Genomic DNA, 12,982 nt, shown 5'->3' with positions numbered 1-12,982 from the left:
TGTATTAGCTTTTTTCATTATTTTTTTGCAAATCACCTGTCACAACTCGAGTCATCCGCTGTACGGGAGAGTGCCTGGTGCAAAGTCGAAAGTTCATACTTCGAAGTTTGCACCTGATGTTTTGCGAAATGTAAACTTCATTAACACGCAATACTGTTCCACAGCTGGAGAACATGAGCAACCCAACAGGAGATTACGATGAAAAAGATGAAAAGTTCCATTCTGACTGCATGTATCGCCGGTAACCTGGTCTACGTATCCCTGAACCATGTTACTGCTCAGGAAATTAGTTTCCCCGATGCATCGTCACGAATCACAGACCCCGTTTCAAACCTGGAAGTCTCAAAGGCTTCCGCTTCCGGAACCATTGCGAAACCGCAAGGAGCCACCTCTTTGGGGCGGCAAGATACGGCCACCCAAATGGCGGCTGGTTCCCTGAGCCGGAACAATCAATCAGACAATCGAAACGCCGTTCTGAACCAGAATGAGGCGATCGGTCAACTTGGCCGGACAACGTCGTCCATGGCGTCGACTCCCAAATCGGGTTCGTTGAATTTTTCGCTAAACACCACAAAAGCCGGGAACCAGGGCCAGATCAGTCTACCTGTCTCCCAGTCGGCAAGAAATGCTCCCGGTGTGACAGGCAAAGAGAATTCTTCGATCAATCTGGATGTCTTCTCACAATTACGTCTTGTGGACTAGTGCTACGGGCACCTTACTAAGTAAAGGGAAGACAATGATTAATCTGACAAAACCGCTGTTTTGCATATTGTTCCTGGGGATTTTCCTCGGGACGCTCCCCGAACGATCGTTCGGGGAGGTGACCGATAAGCACCGTGAGGTTGTGGATCGGGTAACAAAAAGATTGCTGGCCGTTATGGAGCAGCCAGAAGGATGGGAAGTCTGGCCGCCCAAAGTCACCGTCATCGATCCCGGATTTGCCAACGCGTTTGCGGGATTTCGAACTGAGAACGGTGTGGATGTCCCGTTTATTGAGGTGACAGTCGATACGATCGAAAAGATTGCCAAGTTTGATGAAGAAACTCTGGCATTCACGATTGGCCATGAACTGGGGCACCTTTACCACCGTCACAGTCATAAGAAAATGGAGTTTTTCCAGAAATTTGGAAACGATCTACAGGTGGTCCGACTCGCGACAGATCGCGAGAAAGAACTCGAAGCAGATCTATTCGGGATGCAACTGGCATTCAAAGCCGGTTATACCCGTCGCGGACTTGTAAGCGATCTCAATGGATGGCGCGGTAGCGGTCCGCCTTACTGCAGTTTTGAAGGTTTGAAACTGAATCACCCCTCCTGGGAAGATCGTGCGGCTTACCTGTTTGACGATGAGCGGACAAAGGCCTTATGGCAATCACTCAGTTCGTTTCAGACCGGCGTGATGTTTCTGGAAAATCAGCATTATCCGCACGCCGAAATCTGTTTTCGAAACGTCACAGAGGAGTTCCCGGAGTGCTATGAAGCCTGGGCCAATCTTGGTTATGCATTATTGATGCAGTACTGCGATGGGCTCGATGAGAAAGACTTGCGAAATTTTGATGTCGGTCATCTCGTTGTCGGTGGTTTCTATCGACGTCCGGACTCACTGGAACCTGCCGTTCGCGGTGTGGACGAAAAATTGTGGTTTGAAGCAGTCGGTGCTTTCCGCGAAGCTTTGCGGCTCAAGGAACGCTTGCAGCTGAAAGACCCATTTCTGATGGTCAAAGCCAATCTGGCAGTGGCCTATCTGATTCATCCGGGAGGAAAAGATGTTGGCCAGGCGGAACGCTGGTTTGATGAAGTCTTCACTGCACTCAAGGATGAAGACCAGGCAAAGACACTCGATCCTCTGGTCCATGCTTCCATTCTGATCAACTCCGGGTCGGCACGCGGTTTCAGTCCCGAACTGACAGCTTCGACCTTAAAGTTACTGGCAAAAGCCAGAACGGTGCGTGGCAATGGGGAAGCCGTAAAAGCGATGGAATCCGCATTGCGATTTAACCAGGCACGAACTCTTACCGTCAATGCGGAACCTGAGAAGCAACAGACGGCCCTTAAGCTGTTCGAAGAATATCTGAACGGTATGACTGCATCCAGCTCATGGTGGCCAATCGCTTATGATGATTATGTCAATCTCGCAAAAGCCGCAGGGGTCAAACCGAAAGCAAAGTCCCAGTTTCGGAAACCCGGGGTTAAGGACTGGCGACCGGTAACGGCTGTCAAACTCCCTGACGGAAAAGTGATCGGGCTCAGCCAGAGCCTGAAAATACTCAAGGATGATTTAGGACCGGCTGACGTCGAAATCCCCGTCGTCGAAGGAACGAATCTGAAGTACTACAAGTATAAAGATCTGGGCATTACCGTGCTGGCTACACGTGAAGTACTGGCAATTATTCTGGATGGTAAGGCAGCTCCTGCCATCACAGTACATCGTCCGGGACTCGGCGGAGAATCGATCGATGTTTCCGTGGGAATGCCCAGTGCTGAAATCAAGAAACGATTTGGGGATGACTGGGATGTCGAGCTGGCACATCTGTTCGACGTCAAAGAGTATCACCAGTTGTATCGCGATCTCGGGCTTGCAGTCCAGTACGATAAAGGAGTCGTTAAAGAACTTGTTGTTGCGGTCGTACCCGTCAACGAGTCGCGCTGAAGCAATACAGTTTCACACTACTATTCTTAGTCAATTTATTAAAATCTCACTTAACCTGCTCAAGAATTTACAGATTGGAAACTAAAATGAACTTGCACGTAATGATTCGATCACTGCTGGCTTTTTCCCTGATGTTTGTTGTCATGGCCGGTGGAACAGCCTTCGCTGATGAAAAAGACCAGGAAGCGGAAAAAGCACGGGAGAAGGCGTTAGAAAAATTAAAAACGAATCTGGAGAAGATGTCGAACGATGTTTTTCTGCGTGAGCAGACTCTGGATAATGGAAAGAAATTCTACCAGTTGATCTGGGAGATGGATGGAGAGACTTCCAAAATCACCTTCGAACTTCGCGAACTGGGTCATTTTAAAGGCGAACTGGTTTTCGGCATCCTGGCATACACGGTCGTCGCTGGAGTTGAGGAAGGTTCTCTGCCTCCCGCGGTCATCAAAGCTGTTGCCACGAAGAATGAACGAACCGGCCTGGGTTATTTCAGTATGCCCGAAAAGTTCGACATGGTGTTCATGAACATGACCACCCCTTCAGATACACTGACCCCCTCCCAGCTCTGGATGATTTGCGCCTACATGCATCAGAACCGGGTCGGATTCAAAAAAGAGATCGAAAATTTATTGAACGCTTCAGGGAATTAGTCCGCTTGCCGTAAATCCAGCGGTGAACATTTCGCAAAGGTTTGGTCGATTGATCAAACCTTTGCGAAATACTTTTTTGGGGTGGGGGATGAAGCCGAATTCAGAAAATCAAGACGAGAGAGAGTTACATGCTGAAACCACTTTTCTGGGTACAATTTCGGATCAGCAGACAGCCCCCCGAAGAATGGGTTCTCCCGCTCCTTTACCTGAGATTCCCGGATTCCGTCTGATCTCAATTCTCGGTCAGGGAGGCATGGGTTGTGTCTATCTCGCTCAACATCTGGACCTGGAACGGCTTGTCGCGATCAAGGTTGTCGCTGCGGCTGGCGCGGCTTCCCCTGCCCTGTTGTCGCGCTTTCGAGAGGAATCGAGAGCAGTCGCGGCAGTGACTCATCCTGGTGTCTGCCAGATCTACGAAGCCAGCGAGACAAACGGTCTGCCTTACCTGGCGATGGAATACATCGAGGGTGTGACGTTATCCGAATCTCTGCGAGAGCAATTGCCTTCCCCCACTCAGACGGCAAAGTTGATTCTCGCGATCTCCGAAGCGATCGAAGCCTGCCATCGGGCCGGAATTCTCCACCGGGATCTCAAACCCTCCAATGTCATGCGGGACAGGGACGGGAACATCAAAGTCATGGACTTCGGTCTGGCCAAACGCCTGCACGGCGGCGACGAACACAAAACACAAACCGGTGAAATCATCGGAACCCCCAGCTACATGGCACCGGAACAGGCAAGCGGTGTTGTGAAGCAGTTTTCCCCGGCTACCGATGTCTATGCCATCGGAGCGATCCTCTATGAACTTCTGACCGGACGTCCTCCCTTTCAGACCCCCGACCTGATGCAGACGATTATGATGGTCTTGACCGAGGAACCAGTCAGCCCGCGCAAACTACAACCGCGGGTTCCGGTCGATCTGGAAACCATCTGCCTGAAGTGTCTGGATAAAAAACCGCAGAAACGCTACGAATCTGCTGCCGCGCTTGCCGAAGATATTCAACGGTTCCTCGATCATCGTCCCGTTCAGGCACGGCGAACGCCTTATTGGGAAAAAAGCTGGAAATGGGCGCGCCGACATCCGGTCTACACAGTATTGGCAACGGTTTCCATCCTCACACTTGCTGCGGCAGTCCTCGGAGTCTCATTTCACGTCGAACGTCTGGAGGTTGCTTTAAACCGATCCGAACGACTGTTTCAAGGGAGCCAGGAACTCGGTCGCTGGCTGGTGAATGAGCATATTCCTCAAATCGCACGACTGCGCGGTGGCAGCACGCAGCAGGAAGAACTCGTCTCGAAAACACTCGAGCATCTAAAACAGTTGGAACAGGACGTAGCCGCCGACCGGACACTCGCCGAGTACATTGCGCAAGCCTACCTGAGAATCGCCGAAATTCAGTCCGATCCGTTCTTTGCAACCGATGTGCGACTCCAGCAGGCTGTTGAAAGCTATCGCAATACATTGCAGTTATATCAAGATCTGGAACAGCACGCGGGTGCCGACGCATCCAGTCTCAGACAACCCCGTGCCGAAATATTGATGCGGCTGGCGCAATTGAACCAGCAACTCGGCCAGGGCAGTGCCGCGCAGAAAGAGGTCCAACAGGCGACTGAGTTACTGGCTGCCATTCAGAATCCCGATCGCAATACTCGTCTTCTGATCCTGAGTGCAGACTGGTTGACGGTCCTGCTCGATCTAGATCGCCTTTCCAGTCAGGAGTCCTTCGATCGCTGCCGAAAACTGATGGATGCCTGCCGCGAACTCCAAAAATCCGGTGATGATCCTGCCGTCGATGAACTGCTGGCACAACTTTCTCTGCTGATGGTAGATGTGGTTGAAACGTCTCCACAAGGGACCTTCGAAAACAGTAAGCGTCTCGTCAGCGAATATCTGGAAGATGCCATCTCCAGTTTCGAGCAACCGGCCCAAAAAGATTTGCACATTGTCTGGCAGCAGGCCAAAACACGCTCGCGTCTGGCTCAAATCCTCGTTTCAGAGAACCAGCAGAAAAAAGCAGATCAGCTTTTGGATCAGGCCATCGAAGAACAGCGGAGCCTTGCCAGCGAAATTCCGGAGAGTCCCGTTATCATCTTGTCCCTGTTGGCGTTTCTGGAACAACGTCTGGCTTTGGAGATCGCCAGCCCCGATCTGGATGCCGCTCTGGAAACGGCACAGGTGCACCAGCAGTTTTCAGAAAAACTGTTTTTGTCTAACCCGAAAGAATTCCGGGAACAATCCCAGCACTCTCACAAACTGATGGCTGACGTACAACGGCTTCGTTTGCGCTACGAAGCAGCTGCTGACCATCTGCGTGAGGCGATCGACCTGGCCCGAAATGATGGTTCCCGACAACAAAAATTGATTCTCGCAGGTTTACTCAGATCGTACGCTGAACTGCTCGTCGAAGGCGATCGTCAGCATTCCACCGCTCCCGAACAGCTCAAATCCCTGCAACAGGCAATTGCGTATTTGAACGAGAGCCTTGAAATTTACGAAAAGCTGGACGCAGCAACCCAGAGCAGTCCCGGTTCACCTTACTGGAAAACGGTCGCATTGAAACATCAACTCGAAACAGAAATGGAACAGCTGAAAATTCGCAGTCTGGAAAGAGGACGGACTACAATACCGCCGGCAACGCTGGATGCTCCGAAATCAGTGCAACAGAAATAGCAGTATCCTCAGCCTGAAAACAAAACGTAACATTATCAACAAACAGCCCCCGGAAAATTGAGATGTCAGATCTGGAACCTGAAGAATTTGTATCCCGTTTCGATGCACAGCCGACCCGCTGGAGCGTCATCCAGCGAGCCCACGGTGAATCGCTCGCCGGTGGCGCCGAAGCAAGACAGTACCTGGTGATGAGATACTCGCCTGCAATCCGACGCTATGTCCGGGCCATTACCCGTGACGAACATCTGGCAGATGAGATTTCACAGGATGTCATGGTCCGGTTGCTCCAGGGTGACTTTGCAGGAGCAGATCCCCAGAAAGGACGCTTCCGCGATCTGCTCAAAGTAGCAGTTCGTAATATGGTTCGTAACCTGTGGGCGAAACAAAAAGTCCGCCGTACTGTCGATTACGATCTGGACCTGAATGAAGACAGCTCAAACAATGAGACCGATGCGGCCTGGACCGAGAGTTGGAAGGACCAGATCCTGAGCCTTGCCTGGACTCAACTCGAGCAGTATCAGCAGAACCACACAGGAAGTGTGGCTTACAGCATCCTGAAATTGCGGACCGATGATCCGGATTGCTCTTCCGAAGAACTCGCCGAGCGTCTGAGCCAGGAAATCGGAAAACCGGTCCGCGCTGATCAGGCACGCCAGCAGTTGCGCCGGGCACGAGTCCGGTTTGCAGAGTTTCTCGTAGCGGAAGTCGCAGATGTGGTTAACGTAACAACGCCAGAGCGACTTGAGGACGAACTGGCTCAGTTGCAGCTGTTGGATCGGATCCGCGATGTTCTGCCGGCAGACTGGTCTTCGAATTCCAGCTGAGGTCAGGGAAAAAAAGCATGCGACTGCCACAATTGCTGATGCATCTTCGTGACAATCGCACACCTGACTCTGGTAACACAGAGTTCTGAGCCACCGCAAGCAGCCCTGTTAGATCGCATCACATTTAACCATAGCGTCTCTCAATCTGATATACTCGGTACAAATGGCCCTGGAAACGCTACAATAAAACTGGACACAGTCTAGGGAGCCGCCTGCAGCGGATGCCAGTTGCCCCCAAACTGATCCTGACTCGGATTGTAGAGCGGATCGTTTGTGATGATATACTCACCCAGCCCATTCGAAAATGCATATTCATAGTTCTGAGGAAGTTCCACATCATAACCGGTTGCCGGGTCATGATAGGTTTCGACTTCACGAATGGATTCGCTGAACTCACGTGCGACATGATCGATAGACTCCTGCCGATATTCCCAGGATTCCTGCTGCGATTCTCGCATTTCTTCATACATTTGATTCATGATTTGCTGACGACGAACTGCTCCCTGCTGACGAATCTGGGCCATTTTCCTGTGGAACTGGTTGATTGCTTTGAGCCAGGCGGGATTCTGTCGCATCGAACGCATCGCGGTAGCATAAATGAGTTGATTTTCCTCCCATTCTGCTGCAGGTGCCTTGAAGAGGAACAGATTCGAAGCCGTAAAGGACTGCATGCCGGTAGAAGGAAAGTCGGACCGGAATAACTGGACCACTGCCGACTCCAGGTACCGTACTCCGTTTTGAGTGTACGCGATTTGTGCTTCGACAAAATCCAGAGTCACCCGGCATCCATTGGCTTCCAGTCTGCCCAAACCCAGTTTAATCAACTGCTGGCGAAGTGCATTGGTAAGGTCGGGACGCGGTTTTACCGAAACGATAACAGCGCCCGGCCGGTAGTTCGGGATAATGTATTCCTGCACAACTCCCGTTGCATCAAGCGGCGACGCCAGACGTGAGGCATTGCCGGTCTGGATCATCATCTGACGAATGCCAGGATCCGTAAACCAGATCCAGGAATAGGCAGGCAGCATATCAAAGCTGACCCGTCCATCAGGACTCATCGCGGAAAAACTCTCGAAATAGGCAGGCTGGTTCGGATCGTAGTGCGTGCTCCACTGAACTCCTCCGGCAACCTGCCAGTCAGCGGGCATGAGAAAAGACCGGGCGACAATTGGTTGTCCGAAGCCATTCGCATCGTAGAGTTTTATGTGTTTCATGTGAATTTTCTGGCGATAAGGAGCCGCGGTTGCTGTGTAATAGAACGAGTTCATAATCGTGACGGATACCAGGCATACGAATACAGCGAGTCTCGGTATTCTCATACAGGAAAGAGTTTTCATGGTCGTGTTCCTTAAAGAGTGAAATGTGAACGTCTTCCCATACCGGTCTGAAGGCGGTTTGTGACACGGTTCGGACAGATTTTTTTGTAGAGAAGATCTTGTCTGGATAGAAAAAAAGCCCCCGTTCCCGAGGAACGAGGGCTTTTCAAGAACAACCTCTTACTCTTTCAACTCCTTTCATGATGCCTGCTGGAAGGCGAATGTGGTTCCGTCTGCAACCATTTGGACATACAGGACACCGTTTTCAAACCAGAACTTTGACTGTTCCATTCCATCGCTGGTCTTCAGAGTCAGCGTGTTTCCCTGAATACTGTAGGTACCACTTTCTGAATTCTGATTCTGCTGGCCGTTAGCATCGACTGACATTACTTGCATGGCAAACTGTCCCTGTGCACTGAATGCTACGGCGATCTGAATCTGTGTCCCGTTCACTACATCCTGCAGATACCATTTTCCTACGAGCGGATTTGACTGCTGCTGGGGAGGAGTGTAACCACCATTTCCCTGCTGATGACCACCGTTGAATGATCCCTGCTGTCCACCGTTAAATCCGCCACCATTGAACTGTCCCTGCTGTCCGCCCCCCTGGAAGCCACCACCAGGGAAACCACCCTGCTGACCACCATTGTGACCACCCTGAGCAGGAGGCACTGGTGCAGTCGGCTTGTGGCTGACAGTACGCTGAGGAGCGGGACGTCCCTGTGGTGCATTCGATGTGGTCAGATGGACGAGTTGTTGTGGCATCGTTTTGGCCTGCAGATAAGCTACATCCATCTTGCTGTCATAATTCAGAATGACGGCCGGGGACCCTACCATTGTATCTTTTTCATCGGAAGGCACCTGCGGGTAAGCAATGTGAACCCTGGTGGCATCTTTCATCAGAGCGAACGTCAGGATAATGCGACGTTCCGTATCAACAATCCAGCCCGGCATCATCATGTGCTTGCCATCACCGTAAAACACGATCACATGAACTGCAGCCTGCTCAAAGGAGCCAGCGATGTCCTGAGGGACAGCTCCCCCCATCAATTCTGCAGGGTTCGATGCAGGTGCTTGAGAAACAGGAGCCTGCGACACAGGTCGTTCTGCTGGAGCTTCAGATTCCGAAGCGGTTCCCTTGGAAGGAGTCTTACCGGGATAATCCAGACCCCACTCTTCATACTCGGCAGCTTTAGAGGCGGGATTAGCTGCGACAGCGAAATTTGGACCGCCCAGCGTGTTGAAAGCAACAAGTCCGCAAAGCAGACTTTTAACCAGTGTTTTGTTGCAGAATTCTCGAAACAGTTTTGTGTTAAAGTTGAATGTCATGTCAGGCTCCAGAAGAAAAAAGTTTGTGTTGTTAAGGTTGCTCTCGTTGAGACAATTCCCTTACAAGCCCCCCTCTGAGTTGTGACACGCCAGACGAGTTTTTTTCAGTTTTCCTGACATTTTCAGCCCCGTCTGTGGGAAGAACGCCCTGAATTCATATTAGAAAACCACGTTACTCAGCTCATCCCCAGACCAACCACAATACGTAACCTATTACGAAATAACCATTTAGGAAACCTTACCTCGTCATAACCAACTCCCTCCCTGCAAATTTAATCAGCCCGCACAATTTATCCTGATTTCTGTCCCAGTTTCCCAGGTGCCATTCCCAGTCAGGTTCTACCTTGGTGGCACTTTTGCGGCACGGGGGTTCTCTTGTACCGAAGAGCTGCTTTGTTTTGAACGGGGCAATCGCGGGTTAGTCAAAATACTGACAGCAACAGGGAGGAAATCGGGGGCTACGAATCGTGGATATTTTCACACCATCCATTTTCAGATTGAATGTCTCAAATAAATCAAAACAATATACGAACAGTACCCCCGCGGGTGTTTCGATCTCTTTGACCTCAGCAGTTTATGATTACTGGAAACCACATCGACACTACCAGTTTGCTTTTGTTTTTTGTGAACACTGACCCTGGAGACTGCAAACCCAATTTTAAAGGGAGGGTTTAAAACTTTCGAAAATAACCATCTCCTTTTGATCACGCTCCGACAAATGAAACAACCTCAAAGGAAGTATCGAACGCCTGCTGCAGAAGTTGAAGAGCCTGCATAAAGGAGGTCACTCCGCACACTCATTATGCAAAACTTGAACGTTGATCATCGTTGTCGAAACATCTTTTCCCCTCGAACTATTTTCGCTTACCTGTCATCACGTCATACTCAGCAAATTGTCCGTTGGTCGCAGAAACTCGAACCGTTTTCCGATCAGGTGACAGATATAAAGATGGATTCAGTGCTGCCCCGAGATGATTAACCTGCACCTGCCACAACGGAGCAGGAGACTCGACTCCCCTTTTTATAAGTGAACAACTGAGGATACCCTGATCCCATTTGAGGTATCGCCCACTCTTTCCATCTAAGGGAACCGGCTGTTGATATGCCGTCCAACCTCCACTCGATTTGACAGAGGAAGAGTTACTGGAATGATTCGGTGGCGTACTGGCTGGCGCGGAACCTGGAACTCCCGTCAGCGGTATCCCACCCCCTGGCATTCCCCAGATCCAGATGGTACCGTCTGTGTGCCCTGTTGCTGCAAGCCAGCCATCAGCCGTCATGTCCGAACAGGTACACCAGCCGTTCTGAGTCAGAAACTTGTGAGTCAGCTTCCCCAGACTCAGATCCCATATCCTCAATGCAGACTTGTCCTGCTCAATTTTTTTTCCATCCGATAGATCGCCAAGATTTTTAAAAGCTTTGCTGACGGTTAAGTTCTCATAATAACTTGAAACCAGGATTCTCTGTCCGTCAGGAAATACAGAGATCCCACTCACCCAGGAATCCTGAGTATAAGGGCTGAATGCCATTTCTTCTGTTTTCAGTTTTTGAACCACACGCCCAGTATCGATATCGCAGTGAAACAGAGCTGTCTGAATACAGCGACTGGTGCCAAACACAAACTGCTTTCCATCCGGTAAGCAGGCAATAGAAGAAACATTTCGGTTAAAGCGTGGCCCGAAGGCATTGTCATCGTATTCTGCTGAAAAACTGTGTAACGGCTTCAACGTTTTAAGATCAAATACACTCACACCCTGACCATAGTTACCAACACCGGAGACCAGCAGATTCTTTCCATCAGACGTCATTTTCAGTTTTGATTGTCTGAACTGCTTTCCATTCATACGGTGGTACTCGTCTCCCGTATCAAGATGAAACCAGATCAGACTCTCTGCCGTTCCTACGATGACGCTACTGGAATCGGGAGTTGCCAGAATAGACGAAACATGCGAATTGTAGTTGTGAAAGGTATGAATCTGCTGTCCTGTCTTCATATCCCACAGTCGCAGTCGGTCATCTTCGACCACCTGATTCTTCACCTTACCAGCCAGCATATCACGAAAATCAAGAGACATCACGGCGTTGGATGGCAGGTCATCAACACTACCACTGATCAGCCGCGTTCCATCAGGAGTAAACTCGAGATATTCAACCATCAGTTTGTGACGATCCTGCATAGTGACAGAGGGGAGCCCCGTACTGACATTCCAGACAGAGATCCTGCCACTTTCATCGCCAGCTGCCAGAAGCTTACCATCCGGGGAAAACTGTAGGCATCTCACTGCTGACCCCCGACTTTTCAGAGCCAGCAGCTTTTTACCCACCATGGCCTGCCTGAGTCTGATTTCTTCCTCTTGCTGAAGTAATTTTTTCTTCTTGTCGATCTCTTTCTGCTTCTGTTCGGCCAGGATCCTCTCCTGTTCCATCTGTTTCTGCTTCTGCCTGTTAGCTTCCCGTAGTTGAACCGCAGCGGGAATCTGGTCCTTTAACCTGTCCTCGAAAAAGGCCAGCAGAGTTTTGTTGGAGATTTTATTGTTCCTGAAAGCAGCCCCCTTCTGAAACTGATTGAACTCTGTGTCTGTCATTTTCTCTAAGACGAGCAACGGGCTGTTGGGATCTGTTACGAATTGCGCTTCATCAAGCAAACTCTGCGCCTGATCGTGACAGCTGCCTTTCTCATCCGCCAGGTATTGAACCAGTTCTGTGATGGCCTGGGAAATCTGCCGTTGTTCCACTGATTGTTTTGCCGTCTCGAACAGAGCATCTGCCTGGAAAATTGCATTGCGATTCTGAAGCTGAGTGAGTGTTTCCTGAGCCTGAGTCGTATCCGTGACATGCGTGTTCTGCATAGCCGCCAGCAGGCTTTCCTCGACAGATTGAAACTGAGCAGGTGATCCGTTTTTAATCCAGTCTTTTGCACGATCTATTTCTGTCTGCAGATGATTGTCTGCGATCAAATCCTGCCTTTCAGCAGATCGCTGGCTGGTGCTGTAAATAACGAATCCTGAAATGACTACTGCGACGATGGGCGCCACCCAGAAACCCCAGACCCAAAGCTGAATCTGCTTCGCTGGTACCACTGGTTTAGATACTGCTGCCGATTCTATCGTAGATACCGGTGCTGCAGGAGGCAGAGGAGGAGCAGCGTGCGCGGGAGGAGGGGGCGGAACAGGTGGTGGATTGGCGGGGAACTTTAGTGGTCTCTGGCAGAAAGGGCATGGCGCAGTCCTGTTAAGCAGATCACTACCAAATCCGATGATACTTTGACAGCCAGGACATTTTGTTCTGTATACAGGATTCACTTACGGCTTTCCCCATTCATCAGAACGTCTTTTTTGAAGCCATCCCTGCGTCATTTTGTAAAGTAGACGACTTGTAATCACAGCTAACCAGAGTTATCCCCCGATCTATATCAACAGCAATGGAAGTGAACTGAACACAAATGAACAACCAGCCACCATACTTCTCCACATACTACCGGCTTCCCTGACTCGATGTAAAACAGAAAAAGGGTTGTTTCGAAAAACAACTGAAGCATCACC

Annotated in this window: 8 protein-coding genes; 5 read left to right on the top strand and 3 right to left on the bottom strand. The window is 50.3% G+C overall.

All coding sequences use genetic code 11. From position 1 onward, the window contains the following. Positions 1-198 precede the first annotated feature (198 nt). From ACN0YN_RS18135 to ACN0YN_RS18115, 5 genes are all read left to right on the top strand, one after another. Entirely contained in the window at positions 199-702 is a 504-nt protein-coding gene (locus ACN0YN_RS18135) for a hypothetical protein (RefSeq protein WP_417386445.1), read from the top strand. A gap of 34 nt (positions 703-736) precedes the next feature. Beyond that, positions 737-2,650, top strand: a complete 1,914-nt coding sequence (locus ACN0YN_RS18130; protein ID WP_417386444.1) for a M48 family metallopeptidase — start codon at positions 737-739, stop codon at positions 2,648-2,650. An 86-nt stretch (positions 2,651-2,736) separates the two neighbouring features. Continuing rightward, entirely contained in the window at positions 2,737-3,300 is a 564-nt protein-coding gene (locus ACN0YN_RS18125; RefSeq protein ID WP_417386443.1) for a hypothetical protein, read from the top strand. Between the two features lie 88 nt (positions 3,301-3,388). Continuing rightward, complete coding sequence (locus tag ACN0YN_RS18120; protein WP_417386442.1) at positions 3,389-5,971, top strand: protein kinase domain-containing protein; 2,583 nt, start codon at positions 3,389-3,391, stop codon at positions 5,969-5,971. Positions 5,972-6,033: 62 nt separating this feature from the next. Further along, a complete protein-coding gene (locus ACN0YN_RS18115) occupies positions 6,034-6,795 on the top strand; it encodes an RNA polymerase sigma factor (RefSeq protein ID WP_417386441.1) in 762 nt (253 codons plus the stop codon). A 200-nt stretch (positions 6,796-6,995) separates the two neighbouring features. Here ACN0YN_RS18115 and ACN0YN_RS18110 read toward each other — a convergent pair whose 3' ends face one another. The 3 genes from ACN0YN_RS18110 to ACN0YN_RS18100 all read right to left on the bottom strand — a co-directional run bounded on the left by ACN0YN_RS18110 (position 6,996) and on the right by ACN0YN_RS18100 (position 12,475). Beyond that, positions 6,996-8,009 carry a hypothetical protein gene (locus tag ACN0YN_RS18110; protein ID WP_417386440.1) on the bottom strand — a complete coding sequence of 338 codons (1,014 nt, stop codon included), beginning with the start codon at positions 8,007-8,009 and terminating at the stop codon, positions 6,996-6,998. A gap of 300 nt (positions 8,010-8,309) precedes the next feature. Continuing rightward, positions 8,310-9,440, bottom strand: a complete 1,131-nt coding sequence (locus tag ACN0YN_RS18105) for a lipocalin family protein (RefSeq protein ID WP_417386439.1) — start codon at positions 9,438-9,440, stop codon at positions 8,310-8,312. Between the two features lie 854 nt (positions 9,441-10,294). Next, complete coding sequence (locus tag ACN0YN_RS18100; RefSeq protein WP_417386438.1) at positions 10,295-12,475, bottom strand: hypothetical protein; 2,181 nt, start codon at positions 12,473-12,475, stop codon at positions 10,295-10,297. Positions 12,476-12,982 lie beyond the last annotated feature (507 nt).

The organism is Gimesia sp. (assembly GCF_048260065.1).
GTDB lineage: Bacteria > Planctomycetota > Planctomycetia > Planctomycetales > Planctomycetaceae > Gimesia.
This window is presented reverse-complemented; position numbering and strand designations above follow the sequence as displayed.